Here is a 26,556-nt window from a genome sequence, read left to right on the forward strand (position 1 = left end):
TAGTGTTTAAAATACTATACATTTTTTTATCTTAGCCGCAAACATTACTACCTGTTTTTAGTTTAAAACAACATGGCGAAAATTTTAATAATTGATGACGAACGGTCTATCCGAAGCGCACTTCGTGAAATTTTGGAGTACGAGGATTACGTTGTAGAAGATATAGATAATGGTGTAGACGGATTAGAACTTATTCGTAAAAATGATTACGACCTGGTACTGTGCGATATAAAGATGAACCGCATGGATGGCATGGAAGTGCTTACCGAGGGTTTGTCCATCAAGCCCGATCTTCCTTTTATTATGATATCCGGCCACGGTACAGTTGAAACCGCTGTAGAGGCCAGCAAAAAAGGTGCGTTTGACTTTATCAGCAAACCGCCTGATATGAACCGCCTGCTGATAACCGTACGCAACGCCCTTGACAGGGGAAGCCTGGTTGTTGAAGCCAAGGTTTTAAAACGCAAAGTATCTAAAGTACGCCCTATACTTGGCGAATCTCAGGCTATATTACGCATCAAAGAAACCATTGACCGCGTTGGCCCTACCGATGCCCGCGTATTGGTTACCGGCGCTAACGGTAGCGGTAAAGAACTGGTTGCACGCTGGCTGCACGAAAAATCAAACCGCTCTAACGGGCCTATTATCGAGGTTAACTGCGCAGCGATACCTTCAGAATTGATTGAGAGCGAACTGTTCGGCCATGAAAAAGGTTCATTTACATCAGCCATTAAACAACGTATCGGTAAGTTTGAAAGTGCCAGCGGCGGTACCCTTTTCCTGGATGAAATTGGTGATATGAGCCAATCTGCACAGGCAAAAGTGCTGCGTGCCCTGCAGGAAAGCAAAATTACCCGGGTAGGCGGCGAAAAAGAGATAGATGTAGACGTGCGTGTTGTGGCGGCAACCAATAAGGACCTGTTAAAGGAAATAGAAGCCGGTAATTTCCGGATGGACTTATACCACCGCTTAAGCGTTATATTGATACACGTACCGCCGCTTACCGAACGCCGCGAAGACATTGCTTTGCTAACACAAAGCTTTTTAGAAGAAATTTGCAGCGAATATGGCATGCCGGTTAAAAAAGTATCTGATGCAGCACTTGAGGCACTTAAGGCATTACCCTGGACGGGTAACATCCGCGAATTGCGCAACATGGTTGAACGTTTGATCATCCTGAGCGATAAAGTGATAACAGATAGTGATGTAAAGGCGTTTGCCAACCCATCTGCACCCGTTACCGCGGATGCTGCCGCAACTGCTGCAACGGCACCGCAAACAGATTTTGATCAGTTTACCAACTTCCAGGAATATAAAGATTATGCCGAGCGGGAGTACATTAAGTTTAAGCTGGAAAAAAACAATTGGAACGTATCAAAAACTGCGGATGATATTGATATCCAGCGCAGTCACCTATACAGTAAGATAGAGAAGTTTGGTTTAAAAAGAGGCGAATAAGAATTTACCCGGCCCATGTAACACTACATGGGCTTTATTATGACATACAATTACAGCCGTTAATTCGAATGAGCAGCACAAACATCATCCATAATAAAGACATAGGTACCAAGCAAAAGGCGCTTGCCATAAACCTTGATCCTAAGATATATGGCTCATTTGCAGAGATAGGCGCAGGCCAGGATGTTGCGGCGAACTTTTTTAAAGCAGGCGCCGCCGCGGGTACTATAGCTAAAACCATGTCGGCCTATGATATGGTTTTTTCTGATGCTATTTATGGTGCGCAGCAGGTGCGTAGGTACGTAACCGAATCCAGGTTAATATCGATGCTTAACCACGAGTATAGCCTGGTGATAGAAAGACTTGCCGCACAGCGCGGAAACGACACAACTTTTTTCGCCTTTTCGGGCACTTTTTCGGCCTTAAACTACCACAAAACCAACGAGGGACATGGCTGGATGGGCCTTCGGTTTCAGATGGAGCCGCACGGCGAATATCATGATGTAGTACTACACGTTAACCTGCTCGATAACGATAACAACCTGCAGCAGCAGGCCGTTGGCGTATTGGGGGTCAACCTGATTTTTGCCTGCTTTTACTACGCACAAAATCCTGCCATACTCTTACAATCATTAATGGATGACCTGACCAAAGACCGGATTCAGATAGACATGATCCGCTTTGAAGGGCCCGGCTTTAGCAAGGTTGATAACCGCCTGATGAGTTTGCACCTGGTTAAATATGGATTTTCTGACGCTGCAGTATTTGGGCCCGACGGTAAAAACCTGCAGGCATCAGAGGTATTGTATAAAAAGCATGTGGTAGTGGTGCGCGGCCGTTTCCGGCCGCTTATTAACGTGCACCTGGACATGCTAAATACCGGCGTAGAGAAATTTTTACAGGAACCGGATGTGAATAAAGAACGCGTAAGCGTGATAACGGAGCTTACGCTGCAGGCATTAAAAGAAAGAGATGCAGATGACAGTGCCGAGATAGACGAAAAAGATTTTTTAGACCGTGTAGACATTTTATGTTCATTAGGCCAAACGGTATTGATCTCAAATTTTCATCAGTACTATAAATTGGTGGCTTTTTTGTCAAAAATAACCAAGTTAAAGATGGGTGTGGTTTTAGGATACCCCAACCTGGAGTATATTTTTTCTGAAGAGCATTACAAAAACCTGCATGGCGGTATCTTAGAGTCGTTTGCTACCCTGTTTAGCCGCGAGGTTAAATTGTTTATTTACCCCACCCTGCGCAATGGCGAAATTTACGACAGTAAAAAGTTTTCGCTGCCGCCAAACCTGATAGACCTGTACGAATATCTGCTTGCCAATAATAAGATAGAAGATATTACCACTTACAACAAAAACAACCTGCAGGTAGAAACAGACAAGGTATTGCAGCTTATAAAAAATAACGAGCCCGGCTGGGAAGAATATGTACCTGTTGAGGTTGCCGTTATGATAAAAGCCCGCAACCTGTTTGGTTATGCGGGGCAAAACAAATTGTGATAAAGGGTTATCTTAAAACTTCTCTTTTAACATTTTAGCAGCCTGGGTATAGCCCCCTTCAGATCCATCTACAAAATGGATGTGCCCGTCTTTCAGATCGCGTACATAGCACGACATGATGGAGGCCGTACTAATATGCAATCCGTATAATATAGCGCCCTCCTGCTCCAGTTCGTCAAGGGCTTGCTGCAGTGCCTTGCGCTGGTTGATAGTACCCGATATTACCGTATTTATTTTACCGTCTATCACCAGGGTATCGGCCATTTCTACCAGGCTTTTCAAATATCGCCTGCCACTTTGTGTCCTGAAATAGATAAAACCGTAAAGCGTAACCAACCACGTTTTTACAAGTTCGAACCATTTTATTTGCCCCAGCCTGAATCGCATTTCTTCACCAATACTGCTGAACGTAGTTTTTAGCTTCAGTTGTTTGATAGATATAGGCTGCCTTTTACGAGGCGAACCATATAGCTCATCTATTTTATTCATCACTTTGCTAAATGATGCAGATTGTTTTATACCGTCTTTTGCTACTACCAGCAAGGTAACTACTTCTTCCTTATTTTCGGGCGGGTCTATCCTGTCCCACCGGCATTGCATCCCGCTCAGGTTAAGTTCATCATCCGGTATAGGGTGGTCTGATAATAGCGCATCATCGCCTTTAATCAGTTTCTCGGCATAGTTTAGTCCGTTACCCAATAAAACGGGTATGTTAAAAGAGCGCGAGCTGCAAAATTTAGCAATATGCAAATGGTATTCCTTAGCGTAGATCTCGGCAACCGAAACCTTGCCGGTGCGCAATTCCAGGTTAAAGTTGTTTAAGGTATTTACCCGGTATAAGGCAAGTGCCTGCATCACTTTATCAATAATATTAGGCGGCACTATAAAGGTAGCGCCGTCTCCACCAAAAAAGAAGGGTATAGTAATATGGTAATCAAAAGCAATATTAAGTACGGTTACTATACTACCGGTAGCTACCAGGTTTACCTTTTCGTGCTGGCCGCCAAGTACAGCATTGGTTGATCCTTTAATATCCGTAATGATCACATGCCAGTCGGCAGGGATCTCATGAAAAAGTTTTTGGTTGAGCAACAGGTTGCCCAAATTGGTTTTATTTGCAGGCAGCGCATCGTAAAAATGGTTGTTAGCAGCAGTTATCATTAAATAAACATACGTAAAAAAAGCCCGGGGGTTTTACTGTATTTATTAAAGCAGTATGCAGGCAGTTTATACGTTAGTGCTAAATAACTGATTATATTTGGTGACAGCAGCAGCAGGCTAATAATTTAAAACTAAATTTATTGATGTTTTTAACGCCAAGTAAAGTTAAGGGAAGCAGCTTACAGGTAAATATTTATGCCGCAATCACCGTGTTTTTGGCTTACACCATGATCTTTGGCTTTCGTAAATCATTTACGGTGGCCACATTTGATGGCATCACCGTAGCCGGTTATAGTTATAAAACCTTGCTGGTAATAAGCCAGGTATTGGGCTATATGCTGGCCAAGTTTTATGGCATAAAATACATTGCCGAACTTAAGCGCACCGGCCGCGCATCAGTTATTATTTTGCTAACGGGCATAGCATGGTTTAGCTGGCTGGGCTTTGCACTGGTACCTGTCCCCTACAATATCGTGTTCTTATTTATCAATGGTTTCCCGCTGGGGATGCTTTGGGGTGTAGTATTTTCATATATTGAAGGCAGGCGCGGAACAGATTTTATTGGGGCAACACTGGCCGTAAGCTTTATTTTCGCTTCGGGTTTTGTGCGTACGGCAGGTGGCTGGCTCATGCTTAAGTTTGGTGTTACCGAATTTTGGGTGCCATTTTTTACCGGTCTGCTCTTTGCCGCCCCGCTCCTGCTGTTTCTTTATTTGATGGAAAAGATCCCGCCGCCGGATGCGGAGGATATTGCCGACCGCACAGCGCGTGTACCCATGAGCAAAATACAGCGCCGTGCTTTTGTGCGGGCGTTCCTTCCGGGTATTGCAGCATGCATCCTCATTTATACCTTCGCCACCATATTCAGGGATATCCGTGATAACTTTGGCGCCGAGATGTGGAAGGAAATGGGGTTTATCAACCAGCCTGCAATATTCTCTAAAACCGAAACACCTATCACTTTAATCATCCTGGTGCTTATTGGCAGTATGGTCATGATCCGTAACAGCTATAAAGCGCTGCTTACTGCCCATATTTTTATTGGTATTGGATTTTTATTTGCCGGCTTATCTACGCTGCTGTTTATACAAGGCAGCTTATCTGCCATTTGGTGGATGACCATTGTAGGGCTTGGCCTTTATATGGTTTATATACCGTTTAATGCCGTGTTTTTTGAGCGGCTGATAGCTACTTTTAAATATGCCGGTAACGTTGGTTTTCTGATCTATCTGGCTGATTCTTTTGGGTACATAGGCAGTGTGGGAGTATTGCTTTCTAAAGAAGTTTTTAAGGTAAAACTTAACTGGGTTGCATTTTTTTCTGATAGTGTAATGGTGCTATCAGTTGTAGGGTTGCTGCTCACTGTTTTTTCGGCATGGTATTTCAAATGGAAGTACAAGCAACACCAATCTGTGCTTTAATCATTAAAAGGTAATAAATACATTTAAATTCAAACACTTACGCAGGTTTTATAGTTAAACTTTATTTACAAAGCACGAAACTTATCTTATTTAAATGCAGCAAAATTTTACTTACATCAGGATACCCGTATTAAAGCTTTTACCTTTGCTGTTTTGCTTTGCATTTTGCAACAGCAGCTACGGCCAGAGTACCGTTGGATCAGCAAATTTGAAAAAAGATACGGTCATCACTCCTAAAAAAGAAGATCTTAGTAAACAGTATGATATAGGTGACCTTATTAAAGACATCTTCCACCCAAAAAAGAAACCAGATTCGGTTATTAAAAGGCCATCGGGCATCACCATTATACCTAATATTGCCTCTAACCCAAGTATTGGTTCGCAAATTGGCATCAAGGCGGTTGCGGGCCGCGTTTTAGGCTCAGATCCAAATACATTCCTATCGGTTGCAGCCACGTCGGCATCTATCACCACGAAGGGTATCATCTATTTTTATCTTAACCACAACGTGTACACCCCAGGCAATAAGTGGAATTTTCAGGGTAACCTGGTGGCAGCCAAAACGGTTACGCCCGATTTTGGTTTGGGCATAGGTAATGGCGCCACAAACAGCCCCGAGAACGCTATTTTAACCAACCCCGAGCGAAAAGGCCGCGCCCTGCACTCCTTGTTTTTCAACTTTAGAGAAAAAGCATATAAAGAAGTGAGTAAAGGGCTATTTGTTGGTGCAGGTGTATCTTTTGATATCAGAAGAAACATTGAGGACAGGAATTCTACCAGCGACCTAACCCCGTATAACATTTACAGCGACCGTTATGGGTTTGACCGGAAGGGCTATTCGGCGAACGGGTTACTTTTTAATGTACAATATACCACACGCGATAACCAGAACCGCGCTTACAAAGGCATTTATATTGATGCGGGATTCAGGGCTAACCAAACCTGGATGGGCAGTTCTAAAAACGCATTGCAGTTTACTGCCGATTTTAGGAAATACTTTAGCTTATCAGAAAGCCACCCGGAGCATGTTATTGCATTCTGGAACTGGGGTGCATATCAGATAAGCGGTGCCATACCTTATCTTGAATTACCGGGTACCGCCAGGGACGGTGCATTCCGCAGCGGCCGCGGTTATACTACCGGCTACTTTAAGGGTACCCAATACGATTACTCGGAAGTAGAATATCGTTTCCCGATCTTAAAAAATAAGTTTATAAGCGGCGTTACCTTTTTTAATCTGCAAACTGCTAACGACGAAGTGGGCACCAAATTGTTCGAAAAATGGCAGCCGGGTTATGGCGGTGGCCTGCGGGTGTTATTTAATAAGGCAACGCGCACCAACCTATGCCTGGACTATGCCTGGGGCAAATATGGCGCACGAGGCTTCTTTTTGGGATTGAACGAAGCGTTTTAAAGGCTAAACAACTGATGATAGCGTACGAAGAACAAGCTTTAAACGAATTGCAGGCCTGGAAGCAAAAAATGCAGCAAGGCCCCTCGCTGTCAAACCGGATTGCAAAATCTTTGCAGAACAAGATCAATGGCTGGATCCCCGAAAAAGTTCATCAGGTGATAACCGTTACTATCGAAAAGATGGTTAAGGCCACCCTATTTGGTATTAAATATACTACAAGCGTTACCTTGCCACCAGATGCTTCCCTTTTGTTAAGAGAGAGCCACGTTAAAAAGCAAATAACACTATATCAAAAAACAGCAGCAGTAGAAGGTGCCATTACCGGAGCCGGGGGTATTTTAATGGGCTTTGCAGATTTCCCGGTGCTTATCGGTATAAAAATGAAGCTACTTTTTAATATTGCCTCTCTGTACGGCTATGATGTTAAAAATTATAAAGAGCGGCTTTATCTGCTGTATATATTTCAGCTTGCTTATTCCAGCCAGCAAAGGCGAAACGAGATTTACCTGCTTTTACAGGATTGGGATACTTACAGCAGCAAGTTGCCCGATCATGCAGAAAACTTTGACTGGCGGATCTTTCAGCAGGAATACCGAGACTACATCGACCTGGCTAAAATGGCCCAGTTATTACCCGTTATAGGTGCACCGGTTGGCGCCATTGCCAACTACAAGTTGATTGCCCAACTGGGCGATACCGCCATAAATTGTTTTAGGATGCGTATCATGAAACTAAACTATCTGTCGCCGGCGTTTAAGTTATTGCAATAGCATACAGGCTGTTTGTAAGATACCGGCATTTTATTTAAATTTGATGGTAGCGCTATGGATAAAAAGGATACAAACGTTGATGACGCCTTAATTGAACACCTTAAAGAAGGTTTAAAACGAACTTATAAAGAGCGCTTTGAGATGTGCACCCGATTATATAAAATACAGCAAACCATGAAAAAGGCTGTAATAACTCACAAACCATTTATCAGTAAATAACCGGTGGATATCTTTGATGAAGACATTCTGAGTTTCTGGACAGCTCTTCAGAAAAATAATGTTCAATATATTATTATTGGTGGTTATGCCATTAATTTTCATGGATTTCAACGCTTTACAGGCGACATGGATGTTTGGTTAAAAGATACGCTGGAAAACAGAGTGAACCTGCGTAAAGCTTTCATAAGTTGTGATATGGGTGATTACCCCATGCTGGAATACATGCAATTTATTGCAGGGTGGACAGAATTTCGATTAAAGAATGGCATGAGCCTGGATTTAATGGTTGATATGAAAGGCCTTGAAGGTTACACATTTGATGAGTGTTTAAAAATGGCGTCTGTTGCGGATATTGAAGGTGTGAGTGTGCCGTTTTTGCATATTAATCAACTTATTCAAAATAAAAAAATCATCAATCGTCCCAAAGATCAAATTGATATCAATGCTTTAGAAGAGATCAAAAAATTAAGAGAAAATAGCTAACCCTCCTTTTCCTCGTCCTTATTACTTACATTTGGGCCGATGTAAGTTCTTTACTTTCCTTCATCAACCGGTATAGGTTTTACTTAATTGTAGATTAATAGGGAATAGTGTGTAAATCACTAACTGTCGCGCAACTGTAAGTAACACAAAAGGTTTTTGCCAATGTATATGCCCACTGACTGTCTTAAAACGGTTGGGAAGGGCGGCAAAAATGTTACAAGTCAGGAGACCTGCCATACCGAATTGACAATGCTTTCGCGGTATGGGGCAATGGTCTGTGTTTGATATAGTTTTTTGATTTCAACCTGTATTTTTATGCAAGGGAGTGCTGTATCCATACTTTTCCATCAACCCACGCTCAAAACGCATTGCGAAGTTTAGCTAAACGGGCTTTTAACCGATTTATTCATTTAATCAATTAAAGCAATGCTAACGCAAAATTTAGGCTACCCGCGTATTGGTAGCCAACGCGAATTGAAAAAAGTCTGCGAGGGTTACTGGGCAGGCAAAACGGGGCATAAAAATGTGCTTACTGTAGGTAAAACCATCCGCCACGATAACTGGCAGATGCAAAAGGATGTAGGGATAGACCTGATACCCTCAAACGATTTTTCTTATTACGACCATGTGCTGGATCATTCCCTGATGTTTGGCGCTATCCCAAAACGGTACAACGAGGTGATGCTGAAACAAGGTAACGAAGAGTTGGACCTGTACTTTGCCATGGCCCGCGGCTACCAAAAGAATGGGCTGGATGTAGTAGCGATGGAGATGACCAAATGGTTTGATACCAACTACCACTACATTGTACCCGAGTTTTATAAGAACCAGCAGTTTAAGGTGTTTTCTACCAAAATAACTAATGAGTTTTATGAGGCTAAACAGTTAGGGATTATTACTAAACCCGTATTGATTGGCCCGGTTACCTACCTGCTTTTAGGTAAAGAAAAAGAAGCCGGTTTTGAAAAGATTGACCTGCTGAAAAACTTATTACCTGTTTATACGGAGATCCTGAGCAAACTACAGGACTTAGGTGCCGAATGGATCCAGTTTGATGAGCCCTTCCTGGCGCTTGACCTGAACGAAAAAGAACAGCAGGCTTACCGCGATGCTTACAAGCAGTTGCGTAAAGATTTCCCCCGTCTGAAATTTGTATTGACCACCTACTTTGAAAAATTAGGCAGTAATGCAGAACTGGCTGCTTCCCTACCAATTGATGCCCTGCATATCGACTTAGTGCGTGCGCCACAGCAACTGAATGAAGTACTTGATCTTCTTCCTGCTAAAACCATCCTGTCGTTAGGTTTAGTAGATGGCCGTAACGTATGGAAAAACGATTTTGATGCTTCGCTTGCTATGATCAAAAAAGCTACAGAAAAACTGGGCCACGAGCGGGTTTGGATAGCACCCTCCTGTTCGCTTATCCACTCGCCTGTTGATCTGAAGAATGAGCATAATACCGAAGTACTTACGCCCCAAATTAAACAATGGCTGGCTTTTGCCCGCCAAAAGGTTAACGAGATTGCCTTATTAAAAAGCCTTTCGGCGAATGATGCCGGCGTGGGCACACGATATAAGCTGGCCGAGAATCAACATGATCATGCTTCGCGTAAAACTTCAGCACTTATCCATAACGTAATTGTAAAACAACGCGTTAAAGCCATAACAGAAAGTGATTCAAAACGATCGGCTACCTTCGCATCGCGCAAGCAAAAACAACAGCAGTTATTAAACCTGCCTTTGTTTGCTACCACAACTATTGGCTCATTCCCGCAAACTGCAGAGGTACGTAGCTGGCGTGCGCAGTTAAAAAAAGGCGCTATAACCCAGGAACAATATAACACCTGCATAGCCGAAGAAACCCAAAAAGCCGTTAAATGGCAGGAAGAAATTGACTTAGACGTTTTAGTGCACGGCGAGTTTGAACGTAACGACATGGTGGAGTACTTTGGCGAACAACTGCAGGGTTTTACTTTTACGCAAAACGGTTGGGTACAAAGCTATGGCAGCCGCTGTGTAAAACCACCTATTATTTATGGCGATGTATCACGCCCAACAGCTATAACGGTTAAATGGTCGGCCTACGCACAGTCTTTAACGGATAAGTGGATGAAGGGAATGCTGACCGGGCCGGTAACCATTCTGCAATGGTCTTTCGTACGGAACGACCAGCCAAGGTCTGAAACCTGTACGCAGATTGCACTGGCCATTCGCGATGAAGTTTGCGACCTGGAACAGGCAGGTATCAAGATTATCCAGATAGATGAGCCTGCCATCCGCGAAGGCCTGCCTTTACGCAAGGCCGACCACACAGCATACCTGGATTGGGCGGTAAAAGCATTCCGGATTTCGGCAAGTGGCGTACAGGATGATACGCAGATCCATACGCACATGTGCTATTCTGAGTTTAATGATATTATACAGAATATAGCGGCTATGGATGCCGATGTGATCACTATCGAAACCTCGCGTTCGCAAATGGAGTTATTGGATGTGTTTGCCGATTTTAAGTACCCTAACGAGATTGGCCCGGGAGTATATGATATCCATTCGCCACGTGTGCCAAATAAGGATGAAATGACCCACCTGCTTAAAAAAGCCCGGGCGGTGATACCTGATAAGCAACTTTGGGTAAACCCGGATTGCGGCCTTAAAACCCGCGGATGGGATGAAACTAAAAAGGCACTGATAGAAATGGTAGCCGCTGCCAAAGAAATGCGCGCCACGGTAGAAGAACCTTTAACAATATAATTTAAACAAATGCCAAACTTAAAGCCCTCTCCATTGGAGAGGGTTTGGGTGAGGCTGTATATTTACCACAGATATGACATCAGACGAAAGAATACAAGCATCAGAAACGCGCATTTTTAAAGCCGTTTTCCCTAACACCACCAACCACTACGATACCCTTTTTGGCGGCACCGCCATGCACATGATGGATGAGGTTGCCTTTATTACGGCCACCCGTTTTAGCAGGCAGGTAATGGTAACCGTTAGCAGCGATAAAATAGATTTTAAGAAACCCATTCCAGCCGGTACCATTGTAGAATTGATTGGCAGGGTTAGCCATGTAGGTAATACCAGCCTGAAAGTTGATGTAGAAATTTATGTAGAACAAATGTATGCCGAAGGCCGCGAACTGGCCATACATGGCAGCTTTACCTTTGTAGCGATAGATGACCATAAGAAACCGGTAAGGATAATTAAGTAGCAGCTTTAGCGTATCTTTGCCCCTTATGATACAGCAAGCGCTACAAAACTTAAAGATAACAGCCCTTAACCCAATGCAGCAGGCGGCCATAGCCGCCGCAAAAAAAGGCGACGTAATACTATTGTCGCCTACTGGTTCTGGTAAAACTTTAGGTTTTTTATTGCCCTTGCTGGATCTGCTTGATAATAAAATCAATACTGTACAGGTAATGATACTGGTGCCTTCGCGCGAATTGGCATTACAGATTGAGCAGGTATTTCGCAACATGGGCAGCGGCTTTAAGGTAAACTGTTTTTACGGCGGTCATCCGCTTAAAATAGAGTTGAACAGCCTGTCGCAGCCGCCCGCTGTAATTGTGGGCACGCCGGGCCGTATTGGCCACCACATGCGCCGCTTAACCTTTGATACATCAACGGTTACCACATTAATACTAGATGAGTTTGATAAATCATTAGAGTTTGGTTTTAAGGAGGATATGGCTTACATCATCAAGCAACTATCTAACCTGAAAAAGCGGATCCTTACCTCGGCTACGCAGATGGATAGTATCCCTTCATTTACCGGCATTAACCGCCCCGCAAAGTTAGATTATCTGAGTAATGCGGCATCAACCCCGGATCTTAAACAAAAAGTAGTGATATGCGAACCTGCCGACCGCCTGGACGCATTGTTTGCCCTAATCTGTAAGATAAGCGATAAGCCTACCCTGGTATTCTGCAACCATCGCGAAGCTGTAGACCGTATCAGCGATCTGTTGTATGACATGGGCTTGCCCCATGATATTTTTCATGGCGGCATGGAGCAGGACGACCGCGAACGCGCACTGCTCAAATTCCGGAATGGCAGCCACCATATTTTAATAACTACAGATCTGGCCTCGCGCGGATTAGATATCCCCGAGATAGAACATGTGGTGCATTACCAGCTGCCGCATAACCAGGAAGCATTTATACACCGCAACGGCCGCACGGCAAGGATGCAGGCAACTGGTACCTCCTACCTGCTATTATCCCCCGGCGAAAAGCCTGCCTATATAGATGAGATGCCGGAAGAAGAGATATTGCCTCAAAAAACGCTTATACCGTCCCTATCGCCCTGGGCAACGGTGTACATCGCCGCAGGCAAAAAAGATAAAATAAACAAAGTAGATATTGTAGGCCTGCTGCTTAAAAAAGGCGAATTGGCTAAAGAAGATCTTGGTCTGATTGAAGTGTTGGATCATTCCTCGTACGCCGCCGTAAAACGCAATTTAATAGAGCGCACGGTTGCTTTGGTAAAGAACGAAAAAATTAAAGGGCGTAAAATTAAGATAGACATATCAAGGTAGCTATTATCCTCCTAAACTGTCATCCTGAGCGATAGCGAAAGATCTATTAGTGAATTGTCAATTACAACAATGCATGGTGGCCAATAGATGCTTCACTACCTTTCAGCACGACAAGTATATTCGATATTAATTAGCCTTCTCTAAAACAGTTAGCTTACCGCTTTCTTCGTTCATCAGCGTCATTTGGATCCAGATCTGTTTGGTTTTGGTGCGAATAACGTAAGTTTTAATATCATCCAGCAGATTGTAGTCGATAGAATAACCGTATTTTTTGTCAACCAGTTCATTATTCCCTACGCTATCTATCTGGGTTTTGGGTACGGCAACATGGTTTACCTGCACACCGCCTAAAGCTTTAATGGCTTCATTGTAATATTTGCTTACCACCATGCTGCTAAACTTGCCTTCGGCATTGGGCAACTCAATATGAGTTTTAAAAGTTTTGCCTTCCTGCGGTATTAGTTTGCCATTTACAGCAAAGTACTCTTTATCCATATTGTTGATGCTGGCGGCGCTGGCTTCTTTATGATAATCAAAAGTGTACTTATCCGGCAAACCCAAATACGGGAATTTGCCCGGGTCTTTATCAGTAACCGGGATACTATTAATATCAAAAGGCGCTATGGCAACAGGCGTATTATTCGCAACTGCATCCGGCGATGTTTTACTTACCTCGGCTTTGTTAATTGCTGTATCGGCTTGTGTTGCATTGTTAGTTTTGCTTTTGCATGATGCTAACGCAGCAAGTATCATTAGTTGGTAAGCTGTCTTTTTCATATTAGTTAAGGTTGGTTAATGCAGTTTTTAGTTGTGTAGCCACAGTAATTATTTCTTTAGATAAGATTTTGCCATTGGTGGCCGCATCTTCATCATCATAACGCAGGTATTTCCAGGTGTTATTAGTGTATTTGTCTTTAATGGCCAATAGGTATTGCGTGCCCTTCATTCGCAATTTATTAGCGCCAAGTTTTTCTATCCTTGTATCCTTCATCTTTGTTTTAGCCATCATATCAACCAACGATGGGTTCTTAAATTCTAAAACCAGGCTTTGATTGTATTTACCAAGGCAAACAGTTGCATCCTTTAACTTCTTAACAGGGCTCAATTTCAGCATCAGCGGCACTTCTTCAAATATGGTTTTAATCCCCATGCCATCTAAGGCGCCGTTAGCCATCGCTTTCATCTGGGCTTTGGGCATCACTTTAAATATTTGCGGATAGGTCATATCAATCACCTTATCCATATTTTTTTGATGTGTATAGGCTACGATGGCTTCAAAATCTTTCTTGATTATTTGAGCATCCTGGGCCACGGCGCCCCCCGCAAATAATATCAAAAGGCAAAAAAGAATTTTTTTCATAAAAAACGGATTGATATTCGGACTTGATGAGTTTGCAATTAACAACTCTTCGGAGTGATGGTTTTAATTTTATAAGAGTTTGGCAGCTAAAATTTAAAAAAAGTATATTTGATATAAACTAAATTAACCTTGTTATGAAAAAATTATCCTTTTTGCTGGTGATGTTCACCTTCGCCTGTTCAACCGTTTTTGCACAGATGACCAAAGACCAGATTGTTGGCGAATGGCAGCGTGCTAAAAAGTACACCAAAGCTTATTTGGATGCCATGCCTGATGATGGTTACACCCTTAAAGCAACCCCGCAGGTAAAAACATTTGCCGAGCAGATGCTGCACATTGGCGATGCTAACTACTTCTTTTTATCTACGATCAGCGGCAAAGCAAGTCCGCTTGGTAAAACGTCTTTAGAAAAAACAGTTGCCCAAAACAAAGAAGCCGTTACCAAAGCCGTAATGGATAGCTACGATTTTGCGATTACAGCCATACAAGGTATGACTGAGGCGCAATTTCAGGAAGAAGTATCTATGGGTAAAGATATGAAGGTAAAAAAAGGCGCGTTGCTGGCAAAAGCATTTGAGCATCAAACCCATCACCGCGGCCAAACAACTATTTACATCCGTTTAAAAGGTGTAACTCCGCCAAACGAAATGTTGTTTTAACCCGGATTTTAACTCGTATAAAGCCATTCTTAATTAGAGTGGCTTTTTTGTTAACAAACATTTGAATTTGCTAAAATAATTAGCAAATTTGTAATTGTGAACCAAAATAAAATAGAGATAAAGGTAGAGGCGCGGGTATTGTTCATAGATATGAACAGTTATTTTGCCCGTTGCGAGCAGCAGGCAAACTATTGGCTGCGAGGCCGCCCGGTGGGGGTTTGTGTGTACACCGGTAAATACGGCTGCGTTATCTCTTTATCTACCGAGGCTAAAGAGCGTGGCCTTAAAGCTGGGATGCGCCTTAACGATGCCATTGTGCAATGCCCGGAACTTATCCCGGTTGAAAGCAACCCTGCCCGTTACCGGCAGTATCACACCAAAATTATAAATGTAATGCGCGAGTACTGCAACGATGTGGTACCCAAAAGTATAGACGAGGCTATTTTAAACTTTAGCAATTATGAGAATGTTGACCCCATGCAAATGGCCATTAGCATCAAACGGGATATTTTGAGCAAGGTGGGCGACTGGCTTACCTGCTCTGTTGGTATTGCGCCTAATGCATTTTTAGCCAAGCTGGCATCTGTACGCGGTAAAAAACGGGATGGATTGATGATGATAACCCCGCAAAATATTGATGCCGTTTTGGGCGAATTAAAATTGGGCGACCTGCCGGGCATCGGTGCAAACATGTCATACAGGCTGGAGCGGGCCGGGGTTAAAACGCCCCTGGAAATGCGTTACACCCCTCCCGAACGCTTACGTAGTATTTTTAAAAGTATTGACGGCGTTTACTGGCATTATCGCCTGAATTTCATCGAAACTAATATTGTAGCGCATGAATACAAAGGCATGCAGGCCATGCGGCAGATCTCGGCAGAGAAAAGGCAGCATATCAATTACATCGACCAATTATTTATGACACTTTGCCTGACGCTGGAGAAACGCATGGTACATCATAAATTTTATTGCAAATCGGTAGGCTTTACCGTGCGCTATACCGATGATACCCGCTGGGATGATGCCTTTACCATTAGCACCCCCGTGCAGGATGCCATCAGCCTGATGCGCATGATCCGCATCCGGATGGCAAAATTTGAAGAAGCAGCAAAATGCGGGCCTATCTTAAATACCCAAATAAGCCAGATGCGGGTTGCCGTAACCAATTTTGTAAATAACGGCAATATGCTTTACAGCCTGTTTGAAGACATGGATAAACAGGAAACTGCGCTGAAAACCATGCACCAGATAAAAGATAAATTTGGATCTGACAAGCTGATACGCGCCGTGGAGATGACTGATGGAAAAGTAATAAAGGACGTAATAGGTTTTGGCTCGGTAAAAGACCTTACCGACCTGGATTACAAAACCACCTGATCTGCATCATATATCTGATTATCTGTTTCAATAAAACAAATTACACCTGCTGGCTTTTATAATACTATGGATTGGCATATCGGCTGTTCGGGTTTTTATTATAAACACTGGCGGGGCACATTTTACCCCCAAAAGCTGGCTATGGCCAGGTGGTTTGATTTTTACTGCCGGCACTTTAGTACGCTTGAGCTAAACGTTACATTTTATCGTTTCCCGCAGGTTGCATTCCTGCAAAACTGGTATGCTAAAAGCCCGCCCGAATTTAGGTTTGCCGTAAAAGCGCCAAGGGCCATTACACATTATAAAAAATTTAATGATACCGCTGATCTGTTAAACAGTTTTTACGATACCATAAACAACGGTTTAAAAAACAAGCTTGGCCCGGTGCTGTTTCAGATCCCCCCAAACTATAATTATACCGAAGAGAAATTAGAAAAAATAATTAAAGCACTTAACCCTGTTTTTAGTAATGTGCTGGAACCAAGGCATCCCAGTTGGTGGCAGGAAGATGTATATCAAAAACTTGCCGAACATGGTATCGCTTTTTGCGGGATGAGCCACCCTACCCTGCCTGATGAAGTAATATCAAATACACCTGTTGTATATTACCGTTTTCATGGCGTGCCTGATCTTTACCGTTCCTGCTATACTGAAGTATATCTGCAAAATATAGCAGACACGCTTATTGCAAACCCCAAAATTAAACAAGCCTGGCTGTATTTTAATAATGATGTAGAAACCCATGCCATACACAATGCTAAAACAATGATGCTTATGGCAGGTTTAACTATGCCTCTATCTGATTGATCAGGAGCGCCAGGCCAGTTTTAACTTTTTTGATCAGCAAAGCAAGCTCCTCCGGCGAAAGATCCTGGTGCAGGTCGTCTTCATTAATATCGTTCATTTTTTCGAGTACCTGGTCTAAACCCAGGTCGTGTTCGGCGTTCAGATTATCGCCATCCAACTCCAGCACCACAAAAAGGCTTGCCAGGCGCTGGTAATAAGTTTCTGTGTTCAACGTATGCAGTGTATGGTATTCCAGTTTAAGGCGGTACAAAAAATCTTCTAATATCATTTACTTAAATTAAAACAGGTGGCTTAGTTATACCAAACCACCTGCTATGAATGTATAGTTATTACTACCCCCTGCGCCTGCGTCGCTTCTTTTTAGTTTCGGTATGCTTACGTTTTTTAGAACTGCTAACAGATCTTTTCTTCTCGGGTGCGTCTTGTTTTATAACTTGTTTGTCGTTTTTAACCGATGCAGAATCCTTACTTAGCTGCGTAACCGTAAAGCTGTTGCTGCGCAGGCCATATTCTAACAAGCGTTTTGCACCGGTAGGTTTTGCGGTAGAATCATTACTGTTATATATCGGAAACTCACGAATAAGCTTTCCATCCCTGATATAAAAATTATCATTGCCCCGGTAACCTTTTTTTTGCTGCCTGGTTAACTTCGGGAAATCAAGCTTATTAACATTGTTGTTATTAAACTCAAAGGCATAAATTTTAGCATAGTTAACCGTGTCTTTCCCTTTCGACTGGATCAATATCTCGGGGTTACCATCAAGATCCATATCAGCATTAAAAACATCGCTTATCGTACCATCCAGGTCGCCGGTGGTTGTATTATATTTCATCGCGGCCGAATCTGAATGCAGTATGGCAAACGCCCCTGTTTGGGTTGATCCCCTGCCCCAGCTTACCACATCATAGGTTTGCCCCGGCGATACCTCAATAGCTTTATGAAAGCGGAACGGCTGCATCACAGCCGGCCGGGCAGCAACGCTTTTACCGGCAGCCGGTTTATTATCCTTACTACCACAGCCGGTAATTAATAAGCCAAGCACAGTTACGAATAAATAATTCCTTAAATTCATTATGTGAATAGTTAATTAAACATCATGTCTGGCGATACTTCTCCTTTGGGTTTACCCGGTATGGTCATGTAAACACGCAGGCCGCTGCCTGATGAATTGGCATCAACATATTTTATAGTGATCTTATGATATCCCTTTAATAAAGGTACAACACCCTGTTGCTCTACCGAGCCGGTTCTGCCATCGTTATCTACAATCGGTACATCATCAATCAATAACACCGAACCATTTGACGATGCGGTAGAAAAGCCGTAATTGCCATCAACATCGGCCCTTAAATAACCGTTAAACACCACACCATATTTATTAAACGCTTTTTTAAACGCACTTAACGCCGTACTAAAGCTTTTTGCCACACCTGTATCAATAACTGCTGCCGGGTTTACCTGTGTAGTATTAATATAAGTACCTGCCGATACCTGGTATTTTAAACCGGGCGTATTGCCTGTAAATTGTACGGGGGCTAACGGCGCCTTATTAAATACTTTAGCAGCAGTGATAATGCTTCGCTTGCCGGATGGGGTTACCACAATGGTTTTAAGATCGCGGTACTCATTTAGCGGAATTTGGTAAGTTACGGGTTTAGTGTACAATAATTCGGTTTCGCGCGGGGTGTAACCATCTATGGTGTAATAGATCTTCGCCCCCTTTACCGGCGATTTAAGGTTAACCGTCATGCTGCTGCCTATCATGGTAGTATCTGTTGCGCCGATGGCTTGCGGTACACGGTAGTTGTAGCCGTTTTCGTCAAACCAGGCCAAATGTTCCGGCAGGCGGGTTTCTGCAAAATCTTTATAGTTTTTGTTCGCAACCGGTGTCCATGCTACTTCAGATAAGGCCAGCATACGGGGCAGTATCATGTACTCCACTTTGTTCTCGGTAGTGATATATTCTGTCCACAGGTTGGCTTGTACCCCTATAATATGTTTTTGCTGTTCGGGCGTTAAAGCTGCAGGCGTTGGGTTATAAGCATAAGTTTTTTGTATGGGTGCATTACCGCCAATACCTACCGGTTCCTGGTTTAATTTACCCTGCGTATGGTCAAAATATAAAGCCTGGCTGCTTGGCGTCATAATCACATCGTGGTTTTGTTTGGCTGCTTGTATGCCGCCCTCTTCGCCACGCCAGCTCATTACGGTAGCATTTGGTGCAAGGCCGCCTTCCAGTATCTCGTCCCAACCAATAATACTACGCCCCTTGCTGTTCACAAATTTTTCTATACGCTGTACAAAATAGCTTTGCAGGCCATGCTCGTTTTTTAGCTTTAAGCGTTTGATCAGCGCCTGGCAAAATGCAGACTGTTTCCATACTTCTTTTGGGGCTTCATCCCCACCGATATGAATATACTTGCCCGGAAAAAGATCTATTACCTCCGTTAAAACATCCTGCAAAAAGCTAAACGTTTTTTCTGAGGGACAAAAGATATTGTTGAACACCCCCCATTTACCGGATACCTCATAGGTTTGGCTTGGGTCGCAGCTTAATTCCGGATAGGCAGATAAAGCAGCTAAGGCATGTCCGGGCATTTCAATTTCTGGCACTATCGTAATATAGCGGTCTGCAGCATATTTGATCACCTCGCGAATCTGGTCTTGTGTGTAGTAACCCGATACTGGTACACCATCGTATTGCAGCGGTGTACGGTCTTTAAAATTACCGATAACACTTTCCTTACGTGTGCTGCCTATTGAAGTAAGCCTTGGGTATTTTTTGATCTCGATGCGCCAGCCCTGGTCATCAGTCAGGTGCCAGTGAAAGGTGTTTAATTTGTAAGCAGCCATCAGGTCGATGTAACGCTTAACAAACTCTACCGAAAAAAAGTGGCGGCAAACATCCAGCATCATCCCCCTGTAACCAAAACGCGGGTAATCTTCAATAACCAACGCAGGTAATTTTGCTGTTGCGGCCCTTTCAAGCGGCATTAATTGTATCAAAGTTTGAATGCCGTAAAATAAACCTGCGCCTTTACCTGCAACTGTAATTTGCTGCGGCGTAATGGTAAGGCGATAACCTTCTGCAGGCAGATTTTCTGCACCTGCTGATGTTAAATATATGGTAGTAGTGCTTACACGGGCGTTTCTTAAGCCTACCTGTTTGTTATAGGCCATATTATTGGATAAAAAAGCCGAGAAGAATTGTACAGCCTTGTTATTGGTGGTATCGGCCTGTATAACGGTTTCCTGGCTTAAAATAAACTCGCCGGCTGATTTTTTTACAGATACAGGGGCAGGAATAATACCAGCATAAGGGCCGGTACCCTCCACCTGGGCCATCACCGAGGTGGTTATTAAAACGATGAGTAATACCGCAGTTATCCTTAAATACATAGCAAAAACAAAATCAGGTAAATAACGAGGCCGTAATTTAGCATTATAAAAGTAAAAGGCCAATTCTTTACAAGAATTGGCCTTTTACTTTTATAGAGATTAGTGATCAAAGATTACAGATTAGTACTCTAAACCAATTGCTAAGAATAAATAAAAAAACTAATTTCTAATTAACTGGCCTCAAATCACAAAAGACAATTACGCAGTAACAACGTGCTCTTTAGCAGCCAAATAGCGCTCGGCATCTATAGCAGCCATACAACCTGTGCCCGCAGCAGTTACCGCCTGGCGATAGATATGATCTTGTGCGTCACCGCAGCAAAACACGCCCTCTATATTTGTTTCTGTAGAACCGGGACGAGTGATGATGTAACCCGTCTCATCCATATTGATCGTTCCACGGAAGATATCTGTATTGGGCTTGTGGCCGATAGCTACAAAGAAACCGGTAACATCCAGCACGCGGTCTTCGTTAGTTACGTTATTACATACCTTAACCGCATTAACACTTTGCCCGTCGCCTAAAATTTCTTTAGTATCAGTATTATATAAGATCTCGATATTAGGGGTGTTTAGCACGCGGTGTACCATTGCTTTAGAAGCGCGGAACTCATCGCGGCGAACAATCATGTAAACCTTTCGGGCCAGTTTAGCCAGGTAGGTCGCTTCTTCGGCAGCAGTATCACCGGCGCCTACTATAGCTACATCCTGCCCTTTAAAGAAAAATCCGTCGCAAACGGCACAGGCAGAAACCCCAAAACCGCTGTATTTTTGCTCGGATTTCAAACCTAACCATTTTGCTGATGCACCGGTAGAAATGATCACTGTATCTGCCAGGATAGTTTTGCTTTCGTCAACCGTTACTTTGTGGGGCAACGAACTAAAATCAACCGAACTTACATAGCCAAAACGAATATCGGTACCCAGGCGCTCGGCCTGTTTACGAAAATCTTCCATCATCTCCGGCCCCATGATCCCCTCCGGGTAACCCGGGAAATTTTCTACATCTGTAGTTTGGGTAAGCTGCCCGCCGGCCAGCATCCCTGTGTACATTACCGGGTGCAGATCGGCGCGTGAAGCATATATTGCTGCGGTATATCCCGCCGGGCCAGAACCTATAATTAAACATTTAACGTGTTCGATATCTTGTGACATTTGTATCTGTTATATGACGCGAATTTACTATTAATACATCATTATGCCAATAGGTAATAGTCAACACACTGCCATACCTTAATGACTATTTACCAACATTAGCCTTTAAAACCCTTATAAAATTGCCACCTAAAATTTTATCAATATCCTTTTCGCTATAATTTAGCTTGAGCAGTTCGGCAGTAATTTTAGGATAATCAAGTACGCTATCCAAACCTAAGGGATATGATTCGGCACCGTCAAAATCAGAGCCGATACCCACATGGTCGGCACCTATCATCTTCACCATATAATCGATATGTTTGATGAGCATACTTAATGGCGGGCGAAACTGGTCGGCTTCTGTTTTGTTGATGGCATTCAGGCGGATACTGGCCAGATCATAGTCGTTATATACCTTGATGAGCGAATCCATTTCCGGCTTATGGCGGGCCAGGTAAGCTTCGTGCCTGTTGTTATACGTACTATCTATAAAGCCGCTATAAAAGTTAAGGAATACCACACCCTCATTTTTAGCAATGGCTTTTAACTGGTAATCTTTAAGATTACGGCGGTGCGGGTTTAAGGCATAAACGCAGCTATGCGATGCGATAACCGGCTTGGTGGTCAATGCCATTACATCTTTAAAGGTTTGTTCGCCGGGGTGCGACAGGTCGATCATTACGCCAAGTTTGTTGAGGCGCTGTACTACCTGCTTACCCAAATCTGTAAGCCCTTTGTGCGGTAAAGAATCGCTGTGCAAGGTTTCGTCGCGGGCAGATGTTGCCCAGCTGGTGCTGTTGTTCCAGGTTAAAGTAAGGTAACTCATGCCGCGTTTAGCCAGGCTATCTATATAATCCAGCCTGTCCTCTATCATATGGCCGCCCTCAACACCTATCATGGCTGCCAGTTTTTTTTGTGTTACGGTTTTTCGCAGATCTGCTGCCGTACGCACTAATTGTATTTTAGCAGGGTAACGTTTAATGAGCGCGTATAAAGAATCTATCTCGCGGTTAGCGTAGGCATAAGCGTTGCCATTGCCGTATTGGTCGCCACACCAAACCGAAAAAACCTGTACATCAAGCCCGCCTTGCCTGGCACGTGGCAAATCAAAATTACCTTCGGTTTGCCTTTTACCCAAGTCAACTTTGGTGATGAGTTGGTTAGATAAGGCATCGTTGTGGGTATCTATTAAAATTGCACGCTGATGAATTTGCTTAACGTTTTGTGCGGAAGCGGCAAGGGTTGAAAAAAGAAATAGTGGCAGTAGAAGTTTTTTCATTTGGGAAGATAAGAAAAGTTTTAAAAACACATCATTACGAGCGATAGCGTGGCAATCTTTTTAAGCAAATCTATCACGCATAGTGTATAACTATCCTAAAGAGATTGCTTCGTACCTCGCAATGAAGTGGTGGGTAGAAAACAAAGTCCACCTATGTTCACCGCTCATTATCCCCCTACGTCTGTATGATGCCTACGTTAAATTGCTTTTCTATAGGTGCATGGTTAGCCGCCTCTATCCCCATAGAGATCACTTTACGGGTTTCTAATGGGTCTATGATGCCATCTACCCAAAGCCTGGCTGCGGCATAGTACGGCGTGGTTTGTGCGTTGTACCTGTCGGTAGTTTGTTTAAGCAGTTCGGCTTCTTTTACCTCGTCTACTTCTTCGCCTTTTGCTTTTAAACCTGCCGCCTGCATTTGTACCAAAACTTTGGCTGCCTGTGCACCACCCATTACGGCAATTTTTGCAGATGGCCAGGCGTATATCAACCTGGGGTCGTAAGCTTTGCCACACATTGCATAGTTACCGGCGCCGTAAGAGTTACCCACTACTATGGTAAATTTGGGCACAACAGAGTTGGAAACCGCATTCACCATTTTAGCACCATCTTTGATGATACCGCCGTGTTCGCTGCGGCTGCCTACCATAAAACCGGTAACATCCTGCAAGAAAACCAGTGGAATCTTCTTTTGATTACAATTCATGATAAAGCGGGTTGCCTTATCGGCCGAATCGGAATAAATGACCCCGCCAAACTGCATCTCGCCTTTTTTTGATTTGATTACCTTGCGCTGGTTAGCCACAATGCCAACAGCCCAGCCATCTATACGGGCAAGCCCACATATGATAGATTGCCCGTACCCTGCCTTGTATTCCTCCAGCTCCGAATCATCTACCAGTCGTTTGATGATCTCGTACATGTCATAGGCTTTATCCCGCGTATCCGGCAGGATACCGTAAATTTCTTTCTCGTTAAGTTTTGGTGCTGATGGTTTGATACGGTCGAAACCGGCCTTGTTATAATCGCCCACCTTACTCATGATGTTACGGATAGCATCCAGGCAGGCCTTATCATTAGGGTGCTTGTAATCGGTAACACCGGATATCTCGCATTGGGTAGTTGCACCGCCAAGGGTTTCGTTATCCACATCTTCGCCTATGGCGGATTTTACCAGATACGAACCTGCAAGAAATACCGAACCTGTACCTTCTACAATCATGGCTTCATCACTCATGATAGGTAAATAAGCACCACCGGCCACGCACGAACCCATAATAGCAGCGATCTGGATAATACCCATGCTGCTCATTTGTGCGTTATTCCTAAAAATGCGCCCAAAATGTTCTTTATCCGGGAAGATCTCATCCTGTAGAGGCAAATACACTCCGGCAGAGTCTACCAGGTAAATAATAGGCAGGCGGTTCTCCATCGCAATCTCTTGTGCGCGCAGGTTTTTCCTGGCAGTTATAGGGAACCAGGCACCGGCTTTTACGGTGGCATCATTAGCTACAATTACACATTGCCTGCCGCTTATATAACCAATACCGCAAACCACGCCACCGCTTGGGCAGCCGCCATGTTCTGCGTACATACCATCAGCCGTAAAGGCGCCAACTTCCAGCCAGGGCTTATCATCGTCTATCAGGTAAGCAATACGCTCGCGGGCAAGCATTTTGCCTTTTTCTTTTTGTTTGGCAGCAGCCTTATCGCCACCACCCAGAAATATTTTTTTAAGCCTGGTGTTAAATTCGTAAACTAACTGTTTGTTAACATCCTCATTCTTATTGAATTCCAGATCCATGTACGTGTTTATAATAGGTTATGTAATTTTAAGTAAATAAATCATAAAATCCCCTATCAACAGCTAATTTATTATGCATGCATAATAATAACTAAAGGTTAAATAAAACTATTAGTTAATTACGGCGTTATAAAATAAAAGTTTATTATGCAGATACGATCGATAGTTCTTATCACAACTTTGTTTTTAAGTGCTTGCTCAAACCCCACAAAAACCCCGGTAGCCAAATCACCGGATACCGTTGCAGTTAAAACCAATTCTGTAAAATTCAATGAAGCATACGTACAAAGCCTGTACGCTAAATCTGACCTTGTTGCCAGGATTAAGGTTACCGGCGCAGTAAAGCATCAGGAGATTTACGTTATAGATGCCCGTTTAATTGAAGTTTACAAGGGTAAAACAGAAAAACAACCTCATATTAAGTATGAAGCCTTTTTAGAAGAGGGTGATTACAAAGAGTTTATAGGAAAGGAGCTGATTATGTTTCTTACCTCTAATAAACAAGATAAGAAACTTTACAACGAAGGTGTGCATTGGAGCCGTACAGAGCCTAATGTTGAATTTGCTTTTGATAACGATCTTAAAAATTACTTGCTAAACCTTAAATAACATGATATTACCTACTTATGAAAGTTTGATAAAGAACTATCCTGACAGCGCTTACAGCTCTTTTCAGGTTAGGGAATTAATAAAAGGTGAGATTGAAAGCCATTCCCCAAGTTTTAGTAATACCTGCGTTATAAGAATGAGCCGCGCATTTAACTATGCTAACAGCGGCAAATTGTTTGACATACCTAAAGCATACCCCGGCATGGTAACATTTTTGGGTGGAGATAAACTTAATTATGCCATCAGGGTAAAGGAGTTCGACAAGTATTTGAGGCATCATTATCATGACCCTACGGTATCGTTAACCAGGAAAAACGGTGAGTTTGATCTTAAAAAGATCAATGGTGTATCTGGTATAATTCGTTTTGAAGTAAGTGGCTGGAGCGATGCAACCGGTCATTTTACCTTTTGGAACGGATCATCTTGTGTGTATTGTGGCGATCATAACTATTTCGCCATGAAACAAACTACTTCCATAGCATTTTGGAAATGTTAACCGTTGATTATTCTGTTAAGTCAGGTTTCTGTCTCTAAACCAAACTTCATCGGGTTTTATGTCAATATTTTCCATCTGATTAACCAGTTGTATGGGGTCGGTAGACGTTAATACCAGTTCGCGGTTGGCAGGTTTCAGGTAACGCTGCTGTACCATTACATCCATTTGTGTGAGCAAGGCATCATAAAAACCATTGATGTTTAAAATACCCACAGGGTGGTTATGCAAACCTAACTGTAGCCAGGTAAGTACTTCAAAAAATTCTTCGAGCGTGCCAAAGCCACCGGGCAGCATAATAATGCCATCGCAAAGGTCATTCATCATTTGTTTGCGCTGGTGCATATTATCAACAATATGCAACTTGGTAATACCCTTGTGCCCAACTTCCTTATCCATCAAAAACTGCGGAATAACACCGATCACCTCTCCGCCCCTGCTTAGTACCGCATCAGCCAGTAAACCCATTACGCCAACATTGCCGCCACCGTAAACCAAACTGATGTTTTTAACAACCATCACATCAGCCAGTAATTCAACAGTTTGTTTTAAAACAGGGTCGCCGTTAAAATTGGCACCGCAGAATACGCAAATGCTACGCATAGAGGTAAGAGATGAGTTAATTAGAAATCAGGAATGCCTGTTTTTAGGAT

The 26,556-nt window shown here is 43.2% G+C and carries 25 protein-coding genes and 1 riboswitch; of the genes, 15 read left to right on the top strand and 10 right to left on the bottom strand.

Translation table 11 applies throughout. The features are described from left to right. Window positions 1-72: 72 nt before the first annotated feature. Together E2R65_RS17935 and E2R65_RS17940 are read left to right on the top strand one after the other, a co-directional pair. The gene (locus tag E2R65_RS17935) at window positions 73-1,458 is read left to right on the top strand and encodes a sigma-54-dependent transcriptional regulator (RefSeq protein ID WP_134337872.1); all 1,386 of its coding nucleotides are present in this window, start codon (window positions 73-75) and stop codon (window positions 1,456-1,458) included. A 68-nt stretch (window positions 1,459-1,526) separates the two neighbouring features. Beyond that, complete coding sequence (locus E2R65_RS17940; RefSeq protein WP_134337873.1) at window positions 1,527-2,972, top strand: TonB-dependent receptor; 1,446 nt, start codon at window positions 1,527-1,529, stop codon at window positions 2,970-2,972. Between the two features lie 12 nt (window positions 2,973-2,984). Here the strand turns inward: E2R65_RS17940 and E2R65_RS17945 are convergent, their stop codons facing one another. Next, window positions 2,985-4,133 (bottom strand): DUF3095 domain-containing protein, encoded by a 1,149-nt coding sequence (locus tag E2R65_RS17945; RefSeq protein ID WP_134337874.1) that lies wholly within the window; start codon window positions 4,131-4,133, stop codon window positions 2,985-2,987. A 143-nt stretch (window positions 4,134-4,276) separates the two neighbouring features. Here E2R65_RS17945 and E2R65_RS17950 point away from each other — a divergent pair, with 143 nt between their 5' ends. The 8 genes from E2R65_RS17950 (at window position 4,277) to E2R65_RS17980 (ending at window position 12,978) form a co-directional block, all read left to right on the top strand. Beyond that, complete coding sequence (locus E2R65_RS17950; protein ID WP_134337875.1) at window positions 4,277-5,554, top strand: DUF5690 family protein; 1,278 nt, start codon at window positions 4,277-4,279, stop codon at window positions 5,552-5,554. 94 nt (window positions 5,555-5,648) lie between these two features. Further along, window positions 5,649-6,968, top strand: coding sequence for a BamA/TamA family outer membrane protein (locus E2R65_RS17955; protein WP_134337876.1), 1,320 nt, complete (start codon window positions 5,649-5,651; stop codon window positions 6,966-6,968). A gap of 14 nt (window positions 6,969-6,982) precedes the next feature. After that, entirely contained in the window at window positions 6,983-7,738 is a 756-nt protein-coding gene (locus E2R65_RS17960) for an EcsC family protein (RefSeq protein ID WP_134337877.1), read from the top strand. A gap of 54 nt (window positions 7,739-7,792) precedes the next feature. After that, window positions 7,793-7,957, top strand: coding sequence for a hypothetical protein (locus tag E2R65_RS19675; RefSeq protein ID WP_158285296.1), 165 nt, complete (start codon window positions 7,793-7,795; stop codon window positions 7,955-7,957). Between the two features lie 3 nt (window positions 7,958-7,960). Next, complete coding sequence (locus E2R65_RS17965; RefSeq protein WP_134337878.1) at window positions 7,961-8,440, top strand: nucleotidyltransferase; 480 nt, start codon at window positions 7,961-7,963, stop codon at window positions 8,438-8,440. Between the two features lie 57 nt (window positions 8,441-8,497). Then, window positions 8,498-8,691, top strand: a riboswitch (cobalamin riboswitch). Between the two features lie 175 nt (window positions 8,692-8,866). After that, complete coding sequence (gene metE / locus E2R65_RS17970; protein WP_134337879.1) at window positions 8,867-11,191, top strand: 5-methyltetrahydropteroyltriglutamate--homocysteine S-methyltransferase; 2,325 nt, start codon at window positions 8,867-8,869, stop codon at window positions 11,189-11,191. A 73-nt stretch (window positions 11,192-11,264) separates the two neighbouring features. After that, window positions 11,265-11,651 carry an acyl-CoA thioesterase gene (locus E2R65_RS17975; RefSeq protein ID WP_134337880.1) on the top strand — a complete coding sequence of 129 codons (387 nt, stop codon included), beginning with the start codon at window positions 11,265-11,267 and terminating at the stop codon, window positions 11,649-11,651. A gap of 25 nt (window positions 11,652-11,676) precedes the next feature. After that, the gene (locus E2R65_RS17980; RefSeq protein ID WP_134337881.1) at window positions 11,677-12,978 is read left to right on the top strand and encodes a DEAD/DEAH box helicase; all 1,302 of its coding nucleotides are present in this window, start codon (window positions 11,677-11,679) and stop codon (window positions 12,976-12,978) included. 126 nt (window positions 12,979-13,104) lie between these two features. Here the strand turns inward: E2R65_RS17980 and E2R65_RS17985 are convergent, their stop codons facing one another. Both E2R65_RS17985 and E2R65_RS17990 read right to left on the bottom strand, forming a co-directional pair. Continuing rightward, window positions 13,105-13,755, bottom strand: a complete 651-nt coding sequence (locus tag E2R65_RS17985; protein ID WP_134337882.1) for a hypothetical protein — start codon at window positions 13,753-13,755, stop codon at window positions 13,105-13,107. Between the two features lies 1 nt (window position 13,756). Next, the gene (locus tag E2R65_RS17990; protein ID WP_134337883.1) at window positions 13,757-14,338 is read right to left on the bottom strand and encodes a hypothetical protein; all 582 of its coding nucleotides are present in this window, start codon (window positions 14,336-14,338) and stop codon (window positions 13,757-13,759) included. Between the two features lie 134 nt (window positions 14,339-14,472). Between E2R65_RS17990 and E2R65_RS17995 the strand changes: the two genes are divergently transcribed. From E2R65_RS17995 to E2R65_RS18005, 3 genes are all read left to right on the top strand, one after another. Beyond that, window positions 14,473-14,997, top strand: a complete 525-nt coding sequence (locus E2R65_RS17995) for a DinB family protein (protein ID WP_134337884.1) — start codon at window positions 14,473-14,475, stop codon at window positions 14,995-14,997. A 96-nt stretch (window positions 14,998-15,093) separates the two neighbouring features. Continuing rightward, entirely contained in the window at window positions 15,094-16,374 is a 1,281-nt protein-coding gene (locus E2R65_RS18000; protein ID WP_204986332.1) for a DNA polymerase Y family protein, read from the top strand. Between the two features lie 66 nt (window positions 16,375-16,440). Beyond that, the gene (locus E2R65_RS18005; protein WP_134337885.1) at window positions 16,441-17,181 is read left to right on the top strand and encodes a DUF72 domain-containing protein; all 741 of its coding nucleotides are present in this window, start codon (window positions 16,441-16,443) and stop codon (window positions 17,179-17,181) included. Here the strand turns inward: E2R65_RS18005 and E2R65_RS18010 are convergent. The 6 genes from E2R65_RS18010 to E2R65_RS18035 all read right to left on the bottom strand — a co-directional run bounded on the left by E2R65_RS18010 (window position 17,162) and on the right by E2R65_RS18035 (window position 24,801). After that, the gene (locus E2R65_RS18010; RefSeq protein WP_134337886.1) at window positions 17,162-17,449 is read right to left on the bottom strand and encodes a hypothetical protein; all 288 of its coding nucleotides are present in this window, start codon (window positions 17,447-17,449) and stop codon (window positions 17,162-17,164) included. The genes E2R65_RS18005 and E2R65_RS18010 overlap by 20 nt on opposite strands. A 64-nt stretch (window positions 17,450-17,513) precedes the next feature. Then, window positions 17,514-18,254: a hypothetical protein gene (locus tag E2R65_RS18015; RefSeq protein WP_134337887.1), complete on the bottom strand. Its 741-nt coding sequence runs from the start codon at window positions 18,252-18,254 to the stop codon at window positions 17,514-17,516. 11 nt (window positions 18,255-18,265) lie between these two features. Next, a complete protein-coding gene (locus E2R65_RS18020; protein WP_134337888.1) occupies window positions 18,266-20,581 on the bottom strand; it encodes a family 20 glycosylhydrolase in 2,316 nt (771 codons plus the stop codon). 198 nt (window positions 20,582-20,779) lie between these two features. Continuing rightward, window positions 20,780-21,736 carry a thioredoxin-disulfide reductase gene (gene trxB / locus E2R65_RS18025; RefSeq protein WP_134337889.1) on the bottom strand — a complete coding sequence of 319 codons (957 nt, stop codon included), beginning with the start codon at window positions 21,734-21,736 and terminating at the stop codon, window positions 20,780-20,782. Between the two features lie 85 nt (window positions 21,737-21,821). Further along, on the bottom strand, window positions 21,822-22,997 hold the full coding sequence (locus E2R65_RS18030) for a dipeptidase (RefSeq protein WP_134337890.1): 1,176 nt from the start codon (window positions 22,995-22,997) through the stop codon (window positions 21,822-21,824). A gap of 175 nt (window positions 22,998-23,172) precedes the next feature. Then, window positions 23,173-24,801: an acyl-CoA carboxylase subunit beta gene (locus tag E2R65_RS18035; RefSeq protein ID WP_134337891.1), complete on the bottom strand. Its 1,629-nt coding sequence runs from the start codon at window positions 24,799-24,801 to the stop codon at window positions 23,173-23,175. Window positions 24,802-24,948: 147 nt separating this feature from the next. On the opposite strand from E2R65_RS18035, the gene E2R65_RS18040 reads away from it, so the two are divergent. Together E2R65_RS18040 and E2R65_RS18045 are read left to right on the top strand one after the other, a co-directional pair. Further along, window positions 24,949-25,410 (top strand): hypothetical protein, encoded by a 462-nt coding sequence (locus E2R65_RS18040; protein ID WP_134337892.1) that lies wholly within the window; start codon window positions 24,949-24,951, stop codon window positions 25,408-25,410. Between the two features lies 1 nt (window position 25,411). Beyond that, the gene (locus E2R65_RS18045) at window positions 25,412-25,906 is read left to right on the top strand and encodes a T6SS effector amidase Tae4 family protein (RefSeq protein WP_134337893.1); all 495 of its coding nucleotides are present in this window, start codon (window positions 25,412-25,414) and stop codon (window positions 25,904-25,906) included. A 15-nt stretch (window positions 25,907-25,921) separates the two neighbouring features. Here the strand turns inward: E2R65_RS18045 and E2R65_RS18050 are convergent, their stop codons facing one another. Next, window positions 25,922-26,506 (bottom strand): LOG family protein, encoded by a 585-nt coding sequence (locus E2R65_RS18050; protein WP_134337894.1) that lies wholly within the window; start codon window positions 26,504-26,506, stop codon window positions 25,922-25,924. Window positions 26,507-26,556 lie beyond the last annotated feature (50 nt).

It is taken from the genome of Mucilaginibacter phyllosphaerae, from assembly GCF_004378255.1.
GTDB classification, from domain to species: domain Bacteria; phylum Bacteroidota; class Bacteroidia; order Sphingobacteriales; family Sphingobacteriaceae; genus Mucilaginibacter; species Mucilaginibacter phyllosphaerae.

Coding starts and splice junctions, on each gene's coding strand:
- E2R65_RS17935 (WP_134337872.1), top strand. CDS start 73: ATGGCGAAAATTTTAATAATTGATGACGAACGGTCTATCCGAAGCGCA.
- E2R65_RS17940 (WP_134337873.1), top strand. CDS start 1,527: ATGAGCAGCACAAACATCATCCATAATAAAGACATAGGTACCAAGCAA.
- E2R65_RS17945 (WP_134337874.1), bottom strand. CDS start 4,133: ATGATAACTGCTGCTAACAACCATTTTTACGATGCGCTGCCTGCAAAT.
- E2R65_RS17950 (WP_134337875.1), top strand. CDS start 4,277: ATGTTTTTAACGCCAAGTAAAGTTAAGGGAAGCAGCTTACAGGTAAAT.
- E2R65_RS17955 (WP_134337876.1), top strand. CDS start 5,649: ATGCAGCAAAATTTTACTTACATCAGGATACCCGTATTAAAGCTTTTA.
- E2R65_RS17960 (WP_134337877.1), top strand. CDS start 6,983: ATGATAGCGTACGAAGAACAAGCTTTAAACGAATTGCAGGCCTGGAAG.
- E2R65_RS19675 (WP_158285296.1), top strand. CDS start 7,793: ATGGATAAAAAGGATACAAACGTTGATGACGCCTTAATTGAACACCTT.
- metE (WP_134337879.1), top strand. CDS start 8,867: ATGCTAACGCAAAATTTAGGCTACCCGCGTATTGGTAGCCAACGCGAA.
- E2R65_RS17975 (WP_134337880.1), top strand. CDS start 11,265: ATGACATCAGACGAAAGAATACAAGCATCAGAAACGCGCATTTTTAAA.
- E2R65_RS17980 (WP_134337881.1), top strand. CDS start 11,677: ATGATACAGCAAGCGCTACAAAACTTAAAGATAACAGCCCTTAACCCA.
- E2R65_RS17985 (WP_134337882.1), bottom strand. CDS start 13,755: ATGAAAAAGACAGCTTACCAACTAATGATACTTGCTGCGTTAGCATCA.
- E2R65_RS17990 (WP_134337883.1), bottom strand. CDS start 14,338: ATGAAAAAAATTCTTTTTTGCCTTTTGATATTATTTGCGGGGGGCGCC.
- E2R65_RS17995 (WP_134337884.1), top strand. CDS start 14,473: ATGAAAAAATTATCCTTTTTGCTGGTGATGTTCACCTTCGCCTGTTCA.
- E2R65_RS18005 (WP_134337885.1), top strand. CDS start 16,441: ATGGATTGGCATATCGGCTGTTCGGGTTTTTATTATAAACACTGGCGG.
- E2R65_RS18010 (WP_134337886.1), bottom strand. CDS start 17,449: ATGATATTAGAAGATTTTTTGTACCGCCTTAAACTGGAATACCATACA.
- E2R65_RS18015 (WP_134337887.1), bottom strand. CDS start 18,254: ATGAATTTAAGGAATTATTTATTCGTAACTGTGCTTGGCTTATTAATT.
- E2R65_RS18020 (WP_134337888.1), bottom strand. CDS start 20,581: ATGTATTTAAGGATAACTGCGGTATTACTCATCGTTTTAATAACCACC.
- trxB (WP_134337889.1), bottom strand. CDS start 21,736: ATGTCACAAGATATCGAACACGTTAAATGTTTAATTATAGGTTCTGGC.
- E2R65_RS18030 (WP_134337890.1), bottom strand. CDS start 22,997: ATGAAAAAACTTCTACTGCCACTATTTCTTTTTTCAACCCTTGCCGCT.
- E2R65_RS18035 (WP_134337891.1), bottom strand. CDS start 24,801: ATGGATCTGGAATTCAATAAGAATGAGGATGTTAACAAACAGTTAGTT.
- E2R65_RS18040 (WP_134337892.1), top strand. CDS start 24,949: ATGCAGATACGATCGATAGTTCTTATCACAACTTTGTTTTTAAGTGCT.
- E2R65_RS18045 (WP_134337893.1), top strand. CDS start 25,412: ATGATATTACCTACTTATGAAAGTTTGATAAAGAACTATCCTGACAGC.
- E2R65_RS18050 (WP_134337894.1), bottom strand. CDS start 26,506: ATGCGTAGCATTTGCGTATTCTGCGGTGCCAATTTTAACGGCGACCCT.